The organism is Brevundimonas sp. AC546, assembly GCF_979258305.1.
Window position 1 is genome coordinate 656,872 of the sequence record NZ_OZ409849.1, and the last position, 16,084, is coordinate 672,955.

General features: G+C 64.9%; 18 protein-coding genes. 2 read left to right on the top strand and 16 right to left on the bottom strand.

Annotated elements, in window-relative coordinates; translation table 11 throughout:
- The gene (locus tag ACZZZD_RS03345) at positions 1–1,368 is read right to left on the bottom strand and encodes a DUF4861 family protein (protein WP_463432646.1); all 1,368 of its coding nucleotides are present in this window, start codon (positions 1,366–1,368) and stop codon (positions 1–3) included.
- Positions 1,369–1,527: 159 nt separating this feature from the next.
- Between ACZZZD_RS03345 and ACZZZD_RS03350 the strand changes: the two genes are divergently transcribed.
- A complete protein-coding gene (locus ACZZZD_RS03350) occupies positions 1,528–1,710 on the top strand; it encodes a DUF3606 domain-containing protein (protein ID WP_428155476.1) in 183 nt (60 codons plus the stop codon).
- A gap of 9 nt (positions 1,711–1,719) precedes the next feature.
- Here the strand turns inward: ACZZZD_RS03350 and ACZZZD_RS03355 are convergent, their stop codons facing one another.
- The 11 genes from ACZZZD_RS03355 to rpmF all read right to left on the bottom strand — a co-directional run bounded on the left by ACZZZD_RS03355 (position 1,720) and on the right by rpmF (position 11,741).
- Positions 1,720–2,880, bottom strand: a complete 1,161-nt coding sequence (locus ACZZZD_RS03355; protein WP_463432647.1) for a low temperature requirement protein A — start codon at positions 2,878–2,880, stop codon at positions 1,720–1,722.
- 89 nt (positions 2,881–2,969) lie between these two features.
- Positions 2,970–4,376 (bottom strand): dihydrolipoyl dehydrogenase, encoded by a 1,407-nt coding sequence (lpdA, locus tag ACZZZD_RS03360; protein WP_463432648.1) that lies wholly within the window; start codon positions 4,374–4,376, stop codon positions 2,970–2,972.
- A gap of 2 nt (positions 4,377–4,378) precedes the next feature.
- The gene (locus ACZZZD_RS03365) at positions 4,379–4,858 is read right to left on the bottom strand and encodes a glutathione peroxidase (RefSeq protein WP_463432649.1); all 480 of its coding nucleotides are present in this window, start codon (positions 4,856–4,858) and stop codon (positions 4,379–4,381) included.
- A gap of 15 nt (positions 4,859–4,873) precedes the next feature.
- Positions 4,874–6,169 carry a pyruvate dehydrogenase complex dihydrolipoamide acetyltransferase gene (locus ACZZZD_RS03370; protein ID WP_463432650.1) on the bottom strand — a complete coding sequence of 432 codons (1,296 nt, stop codon included), beginning with the start codon at positions 6,167–6,169 and terminating at the stop codon, positions 4,874–4,876.
- A 4-nt stretch (positions 6,170–6,173) separates the two neighbouring features.
- Complete coding sequence (locus ACZZZD_RS03375) at positions 6,174–6,497, bottom strand: DUF5076 domain-containing protein (RefSeq protein WP_463432651.1); 324 nt, start codon at positions 6,495–6,497, stop codon at positions 6,174–6,176.
- A complete protein-coding gene (locus ACZZZD_RS03380; RefSeq protein WP_463432653.1) occupies positions 6,494–7,861 on the bottom strand; it encodes a pyruvate dehydrogenase complex E1 component subunit beta in 1,368 nt (455 codons plus the stop codon). The genes ACZZZD_RS03375 and ACZZZD_RS03380 overlap by 4 nt, the downstream gene beginning before the upstream one ends.
- A gap of 3 nt (positions 7,862–7,864) precedes the next feature.
- Positions 7,865–8,893 carry a pyruvate dehydrogenase (acetyl-transferring) E1 component subunit alpha gene (pdhA, locus tag ACZZZD_RS03385; protein WP_135195511.1) on the bottom strand — a complete coding sequence of 343 codons (1,029 nt, stop codon included), beginning with the start codon at positions 8,891–8,893 and terminating at the stop codon, positions 7,865–7,867.
- A 133-nt stretch (positions 8,894–9,026) separates the two neighbouring features.
- Positions 9,027–9,326, bottom strand: a complete 300-nt coding sequence (locus ACZZZD_RS03390) for an FtsB family cell division protein (protein WP_463436066.1) — start codon at positions 9,324–9,326, stop codon at positions 9,027–9,029.
- Between the two features lie 138 nt (positions 9,327–9,464).
- Complete coding sequence (gene eno / locus ACZZZD_RS03395) at positions 9,465–10,742, bottom strand: phosphopyruvate hydratase (protein WP_372691918.1); 1,278 nt, start codon at positions 10,740–10,742, stop codon at positions 9,465–9,467.
- Positions 10,743–10,831: 89 nt separating this feature from the next.
- The gene (locus ACZZZD_RS03400; RefSeq protein ID WP_463432655.1) at positions 10,832–11,449 is read right to left on the bottom strand and encodes a hypothetical protein; all 618 of its coding nucleotides are present in this window, start codon (positions 11,447–11,449) and stop codon (positions 10,832–10,834) included.
- 109 nt (positions 11,450–11,558) lie between these two features.
- Positions 11,559–11,741: a 50S ribosomal protein L32 gene (rpmF, locus tag ACZZZD_RS03405; protein ID WP_035305966.1), complete on the bottom strand. Its 183-nt coding sequence runs from the start codon at positions 11,739–11,741 to the stop codon at positions 11,559–11,561.
- A gap of 230 nt (positions 11,742–11,971) precedes the next feature.
- On the opposite strand from rpmF, the gene ACZZZD_RS03410 reads away from it, so the two are divergent.
- On the top strand, positions 11,972–12,931 hold the full coding sequence (locus ACZZZD_RS03410; protein ID WP_463432661.1) for an NHL repeat-containing protein: 960 nt from the start codon (positions 11,972–11,974) through the stop codon (positions 12,929–12,931).
- Here ACZZZD_RS03410 and ACZZZD_RS03415 read toward each other — a convergent pair.
- The 4 genes from ACZZZD_RS03415 to lipA are packed head-to-tail and all read right to left on the bottom strand — an operon-like array spanning position 12,928 to position 16,016.
- The gene (locus ACZZZD_RS03415; protein ID WP_463432663.1) at positions 12,928–13,485 is read right to left on the bottom strand and encodes a sugar O-acetyltransferase; all 558 of its coding nucleotides are present in this window, start codon (positions 13,483–13,485) and stop codon (positions 12,928–12,930) included. The genes ACZZZD_RS03410 and ACZZZD_RS03415 overlap by 4 nt on opposite strands.
- Positions 13,482–14,597: an NAD(P)/FAD-dependent oxidoreductase gene (locus ACZZZD_RS03420; protein WP_463432665.1), complete on the bottom strand. Its 1,116-nt coding sequence runs from the start codon at positions 14,595–14,597 to the stop codon at positions 13,482–13,484. The genes ACZZZD_RS03415 and ACZZZD_RS03420 overlap by 4 nt, the downstream gene beginning before the upstream one ends.
- The gene (locus ACZZZD_RS03425) at positions 14,594–15,046 is read right to left on the bottom strand and encodes a type II toxin-antitoxin system RatA family toxin (RefSeq protein ID WP_463432667.1); all 453 of its coding nucleotides are present in this window, start codon (positions 15,044–15,046) and stop codon (positions 14,594–14,596) included. The genes ACZZZD_RS03420 and ACZZZD_RS03425 overlap by 4 nt, the downstream gene beginning before the upstream one ends.
- Positions 15,047–15,053: 7 nt before the next feature.
- Entirely contained in the window at positions 15,054–16,016 is a 963-nt protein-coding gene (gene lipA / locus ACZZZD_RS03430) for a lipoyl synthase (RefSeq protein WP_346496864.1), read from the bottom strand.
- Positions 16,017–16,084: the final 68 nt, after the last annotated feature.

Consider the following 16,084-nt stretch of genomic DNA (forward strand, 5'->3'; position numbering starts at 1 on the left):
CTAGTCTTTCGCTTCTTCACGCACTGCCTCGAGCCTCGGCGGGCTGGCGAAACTCCGGGCGCTGGCAGCGACATAGTCCGCAAAGGCTTGGGGAGTCTTCAGGACCTCGCCTTCACTCCAGCCGGCGGCGAGCATGTAGCGATAGGTGCGGTCGGTCCGTGCCGGAACGCGGAAGATGTGATTGCCGCCCCGCGCCTCGACGAAACGATAGTCGGGCCGATCCGCCTCCGGCACGATCAGCGCCGTGCCCGCATAAAGGATCGGCGCCTGCTGCTGCAGCCCCTCGACATCATCGGGGTTGCGCAGGGCCTCGGGCGCCGTGGTGACGACCCAGTTGGCCTCGCGCCGCTCGAAATCCTGCCCCGGTCGCTTGCGGACTCCCACAGCGAAATCAGCGCCCTGCGGCCCCGGCTCCCAAACCGGGAAGCGCACCTGGGCCGTCGAATAGTTCTGGCCGGCATAGGCTGTGTAAATCTGCTCGACCTCGTAGCGGCCCTGCCCTGTGTTCCAGTTCATGGTCCGCACTCGCACCATGCTGCGCAACGGGCCGTTGACCAGAACGTCGAAGCTGTAGCGGGTGTCTGATTGCTGCCCGGCGTTGAACCGGTTCTCCAAGTCGGCCGTCGGGGTGAAGCGCGGCCGGGCCAAGGTCTCGCCCTCGAACACGCCGACGCCTCCGCCGCCGAAGCTGTCGTCCACCGACATGATGTCGGCGCCATAGTCCGGGTTCTCGGCACCGACGCCATAGCCGTCGAGATTGCCCATATAGAGCCGGTTCGACATCAGGACCGGCTTGCGCTTGGCATAGAGGTCGATGTCGGTGGGAAACCACAGCTTCCAGCCCACGGTCTCGCTTTCCCAGAACGGGACGGTGTGGCGCATGTAGCTGCCGATGGCGGCGTGGGTGCGATGGGCGTTCCAGCCGCGCTGCTGAAAGCCGCGATAGAGGTGCAGGGTCTTGCGCTCCCCTGCCTTCAGATCGACGACGAAGAACAGCTCGTCCCAAATGCCGTCGCGGTCCAGATCGTCGAACTGATAATCCAGCGCCCGGCCGTTGGTCTCGCCCCTACGCTCGTGCGGTCCTTGGCGCGCCAGCAATTCGGGCGACGGCTCCGGACGCGCGGCACCCGCCGGATCGACCAGGGTGACGGTCAGCTCCTGGATGTCCGCCAGCATCGGCAACTGATCGCGGCGGATGACCACGGGCGCGCTAGGCCGATCCTCATCCAGATCATTGGCGATCACGAGGGCGACACGTTCGCCGGGCGCGAAATCGCCTTGGACGTACCAGGCCTCCTGCGCTGCAGCCGGGGTCGCAAGACTTGCGGCAAGCCCGACCAGAGCTGCCCCATACATCCATCCAGCCATATTTCCTCCTCGTCGGTCTGACGCCGACATCCTCAGAGGTTCAACCGGAAACTGCGAAATGTCTACCGGTGTCAGGGTCGCGGAACGCACATGTACTATGCCAGACCGGCGAAGGCGCTTACGAAGATCTGAAATCAAACCCTCAAACAGGAGCCGACCATGGCGGGCCTCAAGGACAAGCGCGGCTTCATCGACAAGGATCGGATTGACCTTTCGGAGCGCCAGTCAGTCGAATACTGGATGAAGCGCTGGGGCGTGACGCGGGATCAGATCAGCGCCGCCCACCGCAAGGTCGGCCGCATGACCAAGGACATCGCTGCGGAGCTGGGCAAGAAGCGGTGAGGTCGCGGCTCAGTCTCGACCTCGCCGAGCTTCCCAGGCGACGACCACCAGCAGCACCAACGTCGAAATCAGGCTGAGCCAGAGCGAAGACACAGGCGCCAAGCCCGTCAGCGCCGACGCCATCAGCAACAGCAGAACTCCGCAAGCCGCCAGCCGATCAATCGCCCAGCGCCCCCACACGCAATAGGCCGCCAGCGACGATCCGAATAGAAAGATGGCCGGTCCGCCCAGGATGGCGACGGCCATGTGCGCTTGCGAATGGCCCAGCGGATGAGCCAGCACGAACTCGTCGCCTACGGCCGACACGATGATGCCGGCGATCAGGACGATGGGTGCGTAGGTATAGGCCCGACGTGCGATGGCGCCCGCGTCCTGCGCCTCAGCGATGAATTCCGACGCGGCCTCGTGCTTGCGGCCGAAGTAGAGCTGCCACATCGCGATGGTGGTCAGAAAGCTGGAGGCGAAGGCGGCGATGGTCGCGGCGCCCCAAGGCAGTTCCGCGAAGGTGGCGCCGGTCACAAGCAAGGTCTCGCCCAGGCAGATGATGACGAACAGGCCGACACGCTCGGCCAGATGCGCACCCTCGATCGTCCAGTCCATGGTGTCGGCGCGGCCGAGGCCCGGCGTGCGAAACCCCGACGCCGGGCCGGCGTATTCCACCACGAGTGCGCCCAGCCACCAAAACAGTCGATGCTCGGGATCGGCGAACCCGCCCGCTACCCAGAGGACTCCGGACAGCAGCGCCCAGGTCAGAATTCGTCGGAAGTTTCGCGCCAGAACCCGATCGCTGCGCGCGGCCCACAACATGAACAGGGCTCGACCGACGTGGACTGCGACGAAGGCGCCCGCGAAGATCAGTCCTCTTTCACCGAACGCGTCCGGCAACGCGATGGACATCACCAAACCGACCGCCATGATCGCGAACAGCGCCATCCGCACCGGCGCCCGTTCCACGTCCAGCCAGTTGGTTACCCAGCACGTATAGATCCAGCTCCACCAGACGGCGGCGATCAGCATCAGGGTTTGGAGCGCGCCGAGCGGCGTCGGATGCTGGATCAGCAGATGACTGATCTGGGTAATGGCGAAGACGAAGACCAGGTCGAAGAACAATTCGACGAAGCCGACGTGGGCGTGCTGGCCCTTCACCCGTTCACGCAGCAGTGAAACCATCCGACATTCTCCGTTCGGAAAAAGCCTAGTCTCGCGCGCGCGCGCCGTCATCCTCCGGATCGCGCCGGAGGATGAGCTTCAAGATCGGCCTAGAGGTGGATGGTGCGACCGTACGCGTCCAGCGCGGCTTCATGCATGGCCTCCGACATGGTCGGGTGCGGATAGACGATGCCGTGGATGTCTTCTTCCGTCGCTTCCATGGTGATGGCGGCGACATAGCCCTGGATCATCTCGGTCACTTCGTGGCCGATCATGTGGGCGCCGATCAGAGCGCCGGTCTTGGCGTCGAAGATCACCTTGACGAAACCGTCAACCTCGCCCGCCGCCACGGCCTTGCCGTTCACGCGGAACGGGAAACGGCCGATCTTGACGTCGCGCTTCTCGGCGCGGGCGGCCTGTTCGGTGATGCCGACCGAGGCGACCTGCGGCTGGGCGTAGGTGCAGCCGGCGATGGGCGAATGGACGTTCGGGGTCTTGTAGCCGGCGATGAACTCGGCGGCGTGGATGCCTTCGTGGCTAGCCTTGTGCGCTAGCCACGGCGCACCGGCGCAGTCGCCGATGGCGAACAGGCCCTTGACGTTGGTCTCGCAGTGGCTGTCGGTCTTGATGTGACCGCGGTCCAACTCGACGCCCAAGGCCTCAAGGCCGATGCCGTCGGTGTTGGCGGTGATGCCAACGGCCGAGATGCAGACCTCGGCCTCAAGTGTTTCGGCCTTGCCGCCGATCTCGACGGCGACGGAGACGCCCTTGGCCGACTTGGTGACCTTGGTCACCTTGGCGCCCAGCTTGAACTTGATGCCGCGCTTCTCGAACGATTTCTGAGCGGCTTTGGAGACCTCCTCGTCCTCGACCGGCATGATGCGTTCGACCGCCTCGACGACCGTCACCTCGGCGCCCAGGGCGCGATAGAAGCTGGCGAACTCGATGCCGATGGCGCCCGAGCCGATCACGACGAAGGACTTGGGCAGGCTCTTGGGCGCAAGGGCGTCGCGATAGGCCCAGATCTTGTCGCCGTCGGCTTCCAGGCCGATCTGCGGCAGGGCGCGGGCGCGGGCGCCGACGGCCAACATGACTGACTTGGCCTCGACCGTGCGCGAACCGCCAGCCTTCAGCGCGATGACGACCTTGGGCGCAGTAGCGCCCTTCTCCAGCTTTGCCGCGCCTTCGATGACTTCAATCTTGTTCTTCTTCATCAGGAAGGCGACGCCCTTGTTCATCGTCGCCGCGACGCCGCGCGAGCGTTGGATGATGGCGTCGAAGTCGAACGACGCGCCCGATGCGGACAGACCGTATTCCTTCAGATGGCTCAGGCTTTCGAACTTCTCGCCGGACTTCAGCAGGGCCTTGGTCGGGATACAGCCCCAGTTCAGGCAGATGCCGCCCAGGTTTTCCCGCTCGATGATCGCGACCTTGAGGCCCAGCTGGCTGGCGCGGATGGCCGCGACGTAACCGCCGGGGCCCGAGCCGATGACGACGAGATCGAATTCAGCAGCCATGATCAGATCAACTTCTCGATGTCGGCCTTGATGGCCTCGGGTTCTGTTTGCGGGGCATAGCGGGCGACCACCCTGCCCTCGCGGTCGGTCAGGAACTTGGTGAAGTTCCACTTGATGGCTTTAGAGCCAAGGAAGCCGCGCTTCTGTTCGGTCAGCCAGGCATAGAGGGGGTGCCGGTTCGGCCCGTTGACCTCCACCTTGTCGAAAAGGGGGAAGGTCACGTCGAAGCTGGTGGCGCAGAAGGCGGCGATCTCCGCCGCCCGCCCCGGCTCCTGCTCGCCAAACTGGTTGCAGGGAAAGCCCAGCACCTCGAACGGCCGGTCGGCGAACGTCCGATGCAGCTTCTCCAGACCGTCGTATTGGCCGGTGAAGCCGCACTTTGACGCCGTATTCACGATCAGCAACGCCTGACCGCGAAAACGGTCCAGCGAGACGTCCGTGCCGTCGATGGCGCGGGCGGAGAAGTCATAGACCGAGGTCATGACCTCACCCTCCCCTTACGCCAGCATCGCGACGGGATCTTCGATCAGCGGCTTGAACGCCTGCAGGAAGCGGGCGCCGGTCGCGCCGTCGACCACGCGGTGATCGCAGGTCAACGTCACGGTCATGACCGTAGCCGCAACGACTTGGCCGTCCTTGACGACCGCGCGCTGTTCGCCCGCGCCCACGCTCATGATGCAGCCCTGGGGCTCGTTGATGATCGAGGTGAACTGCTTGATGCCGAACATGCCCAAGTTGGACACCGAGAAGGTGCCGCCTTGGAACTCTTCCGGCTTCAGCTTGCGTTCGCGAGCCCGCTTGGCAAGATCCTTGGACTCGGTCGCGATCTGCGCCAGGCCCTTGGTCTCGGCCTTCTTGATGATCGGGGTGATCAGACCGCCGTCGATGGCCACGGCCATGGAGACGTCGGCGTTGTGGTGCATGGCGATTCCCTCGGGCGTGTAGGAGGCGTTTGCCTCCGGCACGGCCTTCAACGCCAGGGCCGCAGCCTTGATGACGAAGTCGTTGACCGAGACCTTGACGCCCTGCGGCTCAAGCATCTTGTTGACCTTGGCGCGCACGGCCATCAACTGGTCGATCTCGACATCGATGAACAGCGGGAAGTGCGGCACGTTTTGGATGCTGTCGACCATGCGACGCGCAACGGCCTTCTTCATCCCGTCCAGCGGGATCAGGTCGTAGCTGCCGTCCGGGATGCCCATCTGGGCCAGCGACTGAGCCTTCCGCGGTTCGATGCCCGAAGTCGCGGGGGCGGTCGCCGTCGAGGCGGCGGCCGGTTGAGCGGCGCCCTTCGGCGCGCCCTCGACGTCACGCTTGACGATCCGGCCGTGCGGTCCGGTGCCCTTGATCGACTTCAGATCGACACCGTTCTGGGCGGCGATGCGACGCGCCAGGGGGGACGAGAAAATGCGTTCGCCGTTATCTGATTTCGGTGCAGCAGGAGCCGGCGCGGCGGCGGCCTTGGGCGCTTCAGCGGTGGGAGCAGCTTCGGCCTTGGGCGCTTCCTCGGTCTTGGCGGCGGGCTTTTCCGCAGCCTTGGGCGCAGCGGCTCCGCCTTCGTCCTTCAGGCGGGCGATGGGCGTATTGACCTTCACGCCTTCCGAGCCTTCGGCGACCAGGATGTCCGTGATCTCGCCCTCATCGACGGCCTCGACTTCCATCGTGGCCTTGTCCGTCTCGATCTCGGCGATCACGTCGCCGGCAGAGACGACGTCTCCGACCTTGACGTGCCACTTGGCCAAAACGCCCTCTTCCATGGTGGGAGACAGGGCGGGCATCAGGATATCGGTCATGCCATCATTCTCCCGAGATTTTGGCGACGGAAACGCTCGGCATCAGGGGCGTTCCCTTTAGACCTTCGGCGCGTCTGTGCGCGTCCTGCCAACCTTGGACAATCCCTTGGAGCGCCTGCTCCTGGTCTAATCCGTGACTTCCGGCGTAGGCTCTGGAGAAGTTCCAAGCCAGTTCGGCAAGGACGCCGCCCATCAGCACCGGATCGCGCAAGGCGGGACGAATGACCATCGCGGGAACGTCTCCATTCCACCAAACTCTGGCGAGTTCGGTCACGCTCTCGCCGTCGGCAGTGATTTCTTCCGGAATGGGAAGCGCCGCAGCCGTCATGCCATCACCTGCTTCACGGCCGCGATGATCTTGTCCACGCCCGGCAGCGACAGCACTTCCAGATTGGCGGCGTAAGGCAGCGGCACGTCTTCCTGGTGAACCCGCAGCGGCGGAGCGTCCAGATAGTCGAAGGCGTGTTCGATGACACGGGCCACGACCTCGGCGCCGACGCCCATTGGGCCCCAGCCTTCTTCAGCCGAGACCAGACGGCTGGTCTTCTTGACGCTTTCGACGATGGTGTCGGTGTCCAGCGGACGCAGAGTGCGCAGATCGACGACCTCGCACTCGATGCCTTCTTCGGCCAGCTTCTCGGCGGCCTGGAGGGCGAATCCGACCATGCGGCTATGGGCCGTGATGGTCACATCCTTGCCTTCGCGACGCACCTTGGCCTTGCCGATCGGCAGGACGTAGTCCTCGACGTCCGGCACATCGAACTCCAGGCCGTACATCATCTCGTGTTCGAGGAAGACGACGGGGTTCGGGTCGCGGATGGCGGCCTTCAGCAGTCCCTTGGCGTCGGCCGCGTCATAGGGCGCGATCACCTTCAGGCCCGGAACCTGGGCATACCAAGCCGAATAGTCCTGGCTGTGCTGGGCGCCGACGCGCGAGGCGGCGCCGTTCGGACCGCGGAAGACGATGGGCGCGCGGATCTGACCGCCTGACATGTACAGGGTCTTGGCGGCCGAGTTGATGATGTGGTCGATCGCCTGCATGGCGAAGTTGAACGTCATGAACTCGACGATCGGCTTCAGGCCCGACATCGCCGCGCCGACGCCCAGGCCGGCGAAGCCGTGCTCGGTGATCGGGGTGTCGACGACGCGCTGGTCGCCGAACTCCTGCAGCAGGTCGCGGCTGACCTTGTAGGCGCCCTGGTACTGGGCGACTTCCTCGCCGATCAGGAAGACGCGGTCGTCACGACGCATCTCTTCGGCCATGGCGTCACGCAGAGCGTCGCGCACGGTCGTCTTGACCAGTTTGGCGTCGGCCGGAATTTCCGGGTCTCGCAGTTCGACCTTGGGGGTCGAGGTCTGGGCCGGGGCCTTCTCGGGATCGCCAGTCTTGCCTTCAGCCGCCGCCTTGGGCGCCTCAGCTTCGGCCGCCTTGGGCGCGGGCGCTGCTGCGCCGTCTTCGCCCGCCAGACGCGCGATCGGCGTATTGACCTTCACGTTCTCGGCGCCTTCGGCGACCAGGATTTCCAGCACTTCGCCTTCATCCACGGCCTCGACTTCCATCGTCGCCTTGTCGGTTTCGATCTCGGCGATCACCTGGCCGGCCGACACGGTGTCGCCTGCCTTGATGTGCCATTTGGTCAGCGTGCCCTCTTCCATCGTGGGGGACAGCGCCGGCATCAGAATGTCGGTCACGGATCAGGCCTCCACGTAGACGTCGGTATAGAGCTCGGACGGATCGGGTTCCGGGCTCTCTTGGGCGAATTGAACAGCTTCGGCGACGATCGCCTTGATTTCGGTGTCGATGGCCTTGAGCTCATCCTCGGTCGCATTGGCGGCCGACAGCAGCATCTTCAGGTGATCGATCGGATCGCGGGTCTTCTTGACCTCATCGACCTCTTCCTTGGTCCGGTATTTCGCCGGATCGGACATCGAGTGACCGCGATAGCGATAGGTCTTCACTTCCAGGATGAAGGGGCCGCCGCCTTCACGGGCGCGCTTCACCGCCCGGGCCGTGGCGTCGCGCACAGCCAGCACGTCCATGCCGTCGACCTGCTCGCCCGGGATGCCGAAGCTGGCGCCGCGCTGATACAGTTCCGTGGTCGAAGACGAGCGTTCGATGCTCGTGCCCATGGCGTACTGGTTGTTTTCGATGATGTAGATGGCCGGCAGCTTCCATAGCTGCGCCATGTTGAAGCTTTCGTAGACCTGCCCCTGGTTCGAAGCGCCGTCGCCGAAATAGACGAAGGCCACCGAATCGTCGCCGCGATATTTGCCGGCGAAGGCCAGGCCGGTGCCCAGCGCCACCTGGGCGCCGACGATGCCGTGGCCGCCGTAGAAGCCGGTCGGCACGTCGAACATGTGCATCGACCCGCCCTTGCCCTTGGACGAACCGCCGCTGCGGCCGGTCAGCTCGGCCATGACTTCCTTGGGGTCCATGCCGGCGGCCAGCATGTGGCCGTGATCCCGATAGCCGGTGATGATCTTGTCGTGACCCTGTTTGACGCTCTCCTGAACGCCGACGGCCACGGCTTCCTGGCCGATGTACAGATGGCAGAAGCCGCCGATCAGACCCATGCCGTAGAGCTGACCTGCACGCTCCTCGAAGCGGCGTATCAGGACCATCTCGCGATAGAAGCGAAGCAGGTCCTCCTTGGACGCCGTTGGCGTGTTGGGCAGTTTGTCAGGCGAAGTCGTCTGAGCGGATTTGGCTGGGGCTTTCGCCATCCGGTATCTCCCGGCTAGGCGTCGAGAACCGACGCCTTCTTATCGTTACGGAAAGGGGCTTTAGCAGCCTTCCTTCCCGGAACGCAAAGGGGTGCAGGCCGCCCTGTAACAATAGTTCAAGTCGGAGAAGGTCTCAGCCATGTACCGGTTGCGCCGGGACGCGGATCACATAGTCACGGGGGTCGGAAAAGCCCAGCACGGCGCGCGCACGCTCTTCCAGCAGATCACGGGACAGGCTGTCGGTGCGCAGATAGCGGACCCGCGTCTCCAGGTCGCGACGCTGCTCGGTGAGATGCGCCAATTGGACCTCGCGCTGCCCCAACAGGGCATCGCGGGACGAGCCGCTCAACAAGCCGCGCTCGCCCGTCAGCGCTTGCACCCCAAGATAGGCAAGCAGCAACAACAGGGCGAAGGACAGGCGGTAAGGTTTCATCCGTTCAGGCACTTAAAACGCTCCTTCTGAGCGCGAAAACACAGTTCAGGAACCGTGCCCGAAAATGCCTAACGAAATGTAGCTTGACCGTAAGATAGTCGGCGGAGAATGCTGATTCTCCGCCGACAATTCAGTTTCTTATTTCAGCAGCATGCCATCGCCGAAATAGACGCCCTGGTCGCCCAGCATCTCTTCGATGCGCAGCAGCTGGTTGTATTTCGCCACCCGGTCCGAACGGGCCAGCGAACCGGTCTTGATCTGCCCGCAATTGGTGGCGACCGCCAGGTCGGCGATGGTCGAGTCCTCGGTCTCGCCCGAACGGTGGCTCATCACGGCGGTGTAGCCGGCGCGGTGGGCCATATCGACGGCGTCCAGGGTCTCGGACAGGGTGCCGATCTGGTTGACCTTGATCAGGATGGAGTTGGCCAGACCTTCGCCGATGCCTGCGGCCAGACGCGCCGGATTGGTCACGAACAGGTCGTCGCCGACCAGTTGCACGCGGTCGCCCAGGCGTTCGGTCAGCAGGCGCCAGCCGTCGAAATCGTCTTCGGCCATGCCGTCCTCGATCGAGACGATCGGGAAGCGCTCGCACAGATCGACCAGATAGGCGGCCATGCCGTCGGCGTCGACGGTCTTGCCCTCGCCGGTCATGATGTATTTGCCGTCCTTGAAGAACTCGGTCGAGGCGACGTCCAGGCCAAGGTGGAAGTCCTCACCCGCCAGATAGCCGGCCGCCTGCCCGGCCTTGGTGATGAAGCTCAAGGCTTCGTCAGCCGAGGCCAGGTTCGGGGCGAAGCCGCCCTCGTCGCCGACGTTGGTGTTGTGGCCGGCGTCCTTCAGCTGCTTCTTCAGGGCGTGGAAGATTTCGGCGCCCATCCGCACGGCGTCCGAGAAGGTCTCGGCGCCCGTCGGCAGGATCATGAACTCCTGGATGTCGATCGGATTGTCGGCGTGAGCGCCGCCGTTGATGATGTTCATCATCGGGGTCGGCAGGACGCGGGCCGAGACGCCGCCCAGGTAGCGATACAGTTCCTGATTGGACGACAGGGCGCTGGCCTTTGCCACCGCCAAGGAGACCCCCAGAATGGCGTTGGCGCCCAGGCGGGCCTTGTTGGGCGTGCCGTCCAGGTCGATCATCGCCTCGTCGATGCGGCGCTGCTGCTCGGCGTCCATGCCGGACAGGGCGTCGAAGATCTCGCCGTTGACGGCGTCGACCGCCTTCTGCACGCCCTTACCGCCCCACATGTCCTTGTCGCCGTCGCGCAGTTCGACGGCTTCGTGCGCGCCGGTCGAGGCGCCCGACGGAACGGCGGCGCGGCCGAAAGAACCGTCTTCCAGCGTGACATCGACTTCAACCGTCGGATTGCCCCGGCTGTCGAGGATCTGGCGGGCGACGATGTCGGCGATGTCGGTCATGGCTCGGCTCTTTGGCTCAAGGGGCAGGGGAGGTCCGACGGTTTAGCCGCCTCCCCGCCAAACGCCAATGCCGACATCGCAGCCTAGCGTCAGGAACAGCCTTCGACCAGTTGGATCGACGGGTCGCCGGCATGGACCATCATCACCTTGCCGTCGCTGCCGATCTCGTAACGGACGCCGCGCGCCGCCGGGTCGGTGACATAGGTGGTCGAGCCCCCTCGCGACCAGGCGAATAGGTCCTCGGCCGGCGCGTCCTGATACTTGTGCGGTTGGGCGAAGATGGCGCCGCCGTAGGCCTGTTTGATCGCCATGGCGGTGTCGCCGACGCCGAACCCGCGATCGGTCTTGGTCGTCGCCCCGCGCGCCAGAGTGATTCGCGTCAGGACGCCGTTCTGAATCATGACCCGCACGTCCGCCGGCGCATTGGCCGGATGGAATTCGTCGCAGGCCTCTGGATCGGCGCCGCCGACGGCGTTTGGCTGAGAATCATCGCCCCAGACCTTCACCAGATCGGCGCGCGTCATGCCGACTCGCACAGGACCCAACCCTTCGGCGGTCAGCGCGTTGGGGTCCGCAACAGGCGTCGCAGGCGTCTCCACAGCAGGCGCAGCGGCTACTGGAGCCGGAGCCGCGGGCTGTTCCTGACGGTCACAGGCGGCAAGGGTCAGCAGCGCGCAGGCGCTGACGGCGGTGAAACGAATCATCATGCGGCGTCTCCAAAGGAAGCTTCACCGCATTGAACGCACGAAAACGGCGCGCGGGTCACCGCGCGCCGTTAAAATCGTCATCCGGCCGAAGCCGGGCGCCAGTCGAAGACTAGTCTTCTTTCGGCGTGATGACCTGACGACCGCGATAGGTGCCGGTCTTCAGATCAATGTGGTGAGGGCGCTTCAGCTCGCCGGTGTCCTTGTCCTCGACATAGACGTTCGAGCTAAGGGCGTCGTGGGCGCGGCGCATGTTGCGACGCGAGGGGGATACTTTCCGCTTCGGAACGGCCATGTCCGTATCAATCTTCTAAGTCGGGCGCCGCCCAGAGCCGAAGCCTGATCAAGCGCGAAAACAATAGCGGCGGCCCAAACAGAGCCGCCACGCGAGGCGCGGCTTATGCATGAACCTCGCGAGGATTTCAAGGCGGGTCTTCAAACCAATGCCGAACCCGCATCGCCGCCCGGTAGCCTAGGCCGAACGGCTCAGGCACAGTGCGCAAAAGCGATTACGGGAGACGAACGATGAAGACCAGATGGATCGTCGGCGCGGCCATGACCGCCGCCCTTGGACTGGCCCAGCCTGTGACCGCTCAGGAGGGCATTCGGATCATTCCCCTGCCGGAAGCCGCCGCCTATCCGGAAGGCATGGCCGTCGATCCCACGACTGGCGTCCTCTACGCCAACAGCGCCAACACAGGCGTCATCGTACGGCTGAATCCCGCGACTGGCTCGGCCGCCATAGTCGGCGATCCGTTAAACATGGCCGACGTTCGCCCCGCTACGCCCAAATCCGTCGCCCTGGGGCTGAAATCGGACGGCGAGGGCCGGATATGGGTCGCCGGGGCCCGCGACGGTTCCATGCATGTGGTGGACAGCGCTACCGGCCGCCGCGTGGCCCGCTTCACGACGCCCGAAGGCCCGTGGCTGATCAACGATGTCGTCCTGACCCAGGACCACGCCTATTTCACTGATTCCCTGCGGCCGGTGATGTGGCGCGTGCAGCAGGGCGCGGTGGCGGACGCAGTGCTGGAGCCTTGGCTAAACTTCGAAGGGACCGCGCTCGACTTCGGCGAGGCGCCCAATCTGAACGGTATCGCGGCGACGCCGGACGGTCGGTTCCTGATCGTCGTCCACGCCAAGGCCGGCCGCCTGTTCCGAATCGCCACCGACACCGGAGAAATCGCGGCCATCGATGCGGGATCTTCGGAGCTTTCGAGCGGAGACGGGCTGGTCTTGGACGGTCAGCGTCTGTTCGTCGTGCGCCAGTCGGCGGGCGAGGTCGTGGCGCTGAATCTGTCTTCCGACATGCTGACGGCGACCGAGACCAAACGAATCAAGCCCGCCGAACTGGCCTGGCCCGCGACAGCGGCCATCAGCGGCGACCGATTGATCGTCGCCAACAGCCAACTGAACCGGCGCGCCTCTGGCGATCCAGTCCTTCCGTTCAGCCTGGTGTCGATCCCGCTGTCGGCCTTCGACTAGATGTTCGAGGGGGCCAGCCGTTTCACGATCTTCGCCGGATTGCCGACCACGACGACATCGGACGGCACATCCTTGGTCACCACGGCGCCGGCGCCGATCACCGACCGGTCGCCGACGGTGACGCCGGCCAGGACGATGGAGCCGCCGCCGATCCAGACGTCGTCGCCGATGACGATGGGCCGCGCCGTCTCCTCCCCGCGACGCGCCACGGCGTCCAGCGGATGCTCCGGCGTCAGAAGCTGCACCCCAGGTCCGGCCTGGAAGTTGTCGCCGATGCGGATTTCGGCGCAGTCCAGAAACACGCAGTTGGCGTTGGCGAAGGCCCGCGCGCCCAAGTGAATGTTGACGCCATAGTCGCAGAAGAAGCCCGGCATGATCACCGCCTTGCCGTCGGCAGCGTTCACCAGCTCATTGAACAGGGCCCCACGCCGCTCGCGATCCGGTTCGGCGTTGATGGCGACGGTCAGGCCGACCGCGCGGGCGCGACCGTCCCGCAAGTCCTGATCGCCCGGATCATAGGGCAGGCCCGCCAGCATCTTCTCGCGCTCGGTCATGTGGTCTCCGTCAAAGCGGCGGCTACGGCCTCGCCGATGGCCAGGGAGCTGGTCAGACCGGGGCTCTCGATGCCGAACAGGGCCATCAGGCCATCGATGCCGTGATGCTCGCGCCCGTGGAGTTGAAAGTCCGGTTGCGGCTCGCCCGGCCCATGCAGCTTGGGCCTGATGCCGGCATAGTCGGGCGTCAGGGCGCCGTCGGGCAGGCCAGGCCAGAAGCGGCGGATATAGGCGGCGAAATCCTCCGCCTTCGCCGGATCGACCGAGTAATCCTCGGTCTCGACGTAAGCGAGGTCAGGCCCGAACACGGCCTGCCCGCCCAGGTCCTTGCGATAATGGGTGCCAAGGGCGCCAGGAATGGGCGGCGGATAGATCAACCGGTCGAACGGGGCTTTGCCGACCAGTCTGAAATAGACGCCCTTGCCGAAATGGCCCGCAGGAATGTCGCCGGCCGGATAGCCGTCGATGGCCGCCGCCACGGTTTGCGCCGACAGGCCGGGCGCGGTGACCAGCAGGCGGCTGGTGATCTGCATCGCCCCCTCCCCGCCGACACGAACACGAAACCCGCCACCCGGCAGGGGCTGCACGCCCTCAAACGGGGCCGAAACCACAACCGATCCGCCCGCGTCCTCGATCTCGCCCTGCAGGGCCAGCATATAGCCGTGGCTGTCGAACAGGCCGCTCTCGGGCGACAGGATGGCTGCATGAGCATTCAGTTCGGGCTCCAGCGCCCGCGCCTGGGCGCCGGTCAGGTGTTGCAGCCCCTCGACCCCGTTCGCCGTCGCCTGTTCGAAGATGGCCTCGATCCGCTCGACCTCGTCTTCTTGCGTCGCTACGACCAGCTTGCCGCATTTGCGATGATCGATCTTGCGGCTGGCCAGGAAGTCATAGAGGGCGCGCCGTCCCTCGACGCAGAAGCGGGCCTTCAGCGAGCCGGTCGGATAATAGAGGCCGCCGTGAATCACCTCGGAATTGCGCGACGAGACGCCCTGGCCGATGTGGCCTTCCTTCTCCAGCACCAGCACCGTCAGGCCCCGTTTCGACAACGCCCGACCGCAGGCCAGGCCCACAGCCCCGGCGCCCACGACGGTCGCGTCGAAGTCGAAACTCATGGCCTGGAGTATCTCCGCTTCGCCTCGGCCTCGAAACAGCCGATCAGCTTTTCCACCGCCCGGTCGAAGTTGGCCGACAGCATCAGGTCCAGCATCTTCGATTTGAAGGCGAAGTCGATCATGAACTCCAGCCGCGCGCCATCGGGGTGCGGAAAGAACTCCCACCGGTTCTTCAGGTGCTTGAACGGGCCGCGCAGCAGGCCGACCTCGACCTTGGGCGCGTTCCGGTCATGCCGGACCCAGGTCGAGAACCGCTCCTTCAGGAAGGAAAAGCCGACACCAGCCTCGGCGTCCAGAACGGTGACACCCTCGCCTTCGGCCCGCTCGTTCCAGACCCGCATCGACGTGACCCAGGGCACGAAGTCGGGATAGGCGCGCACGTCGGCGACCAGATCGGCAAGCTGTTCGGGCGCATACGAAAGGATGCGTGTGACGCGGTGGACGGCCATTCGGGACTTAGCGGCGCAATTGCGCCTCGCGCGCCGCCTTCAGCCGGGCGAAGTCGTCGCCGGCGTGGTGCGACGAACGCGTCAGCGGCGAAGACGACACCATCAGGAAGCCCTTGGCCCGGGCGATCGCCTCATAGGCCTTGAACTCTTCCGGCGTGACGAAACGGTCGATGGCGGCGTGTTTGCGCGTCGGCTGCAGATACTGGCCGATGGTGATGAAGTCGACGCCGGCTGACCGCATGTCGTCCATCACCTGCATGACCTCTTCCTTGGTCTCGCCCAGACCGACCATGATGCCGGACTTGGTGAACTGCTCGGGGTCGCGCTCCTTGACCATCTGCAGCAGACGCAAGGAGTGGAAGTAGCGGGCGCCTGGCCGGATCTTCAGATACAGGCGCGGCACGGTTTCAAGGTTGTGATTGAAGACGTCTGGCTTGGCGTCGATCATCACGGCCGCCGCCCCGTCCTTGCGCAGGAAGTCGGGCGTCAGAATCTCGATGGTGGTGCCCGGCGCCTGAATGCGGATCTGGCGCACCACCTCGGCGAAGTGGGCCGCGCCGCCGTCCGACACGTCGTCGCGATCGACAGACGTGATGACGACGTGGTTCAGGCCCATCTGCTGGACCGCCAGACCGACCTTGCCGGCCTCTTCGGGGTCCAGCGGCTGGGGCAGGCCCGTCTTGACGTTGCAGAAGGCGCAGGCCCGCGTGCAAGTGTCGCCCATGATCATCAGGGTGGCGTGCTTCTGGCTCCAGCACTCGCCTATGTTCGGGCAGGCCGCTTCCTCGCAGACCGTCACCAGACCCTTGGAGCGGACGATCTCCTTGGTCGCGTTGTACTGACCCGAACCGGGCGCCTTGACCCTCAGCCAGTCGGGCTTCTTCAGAACGACCGACTCTGGCCGGTTCTGCTTTTCGGGGTGACGCAGCTCGGAAGGCTTGCGCTGAAGGGTGTCGATCAGGGTGACCATAGCCGGTATTTCGGACTTTGAGGCCGTTTAGGCAAGGCACACCGGGTAACAGACTTGTCGCAGGCGTG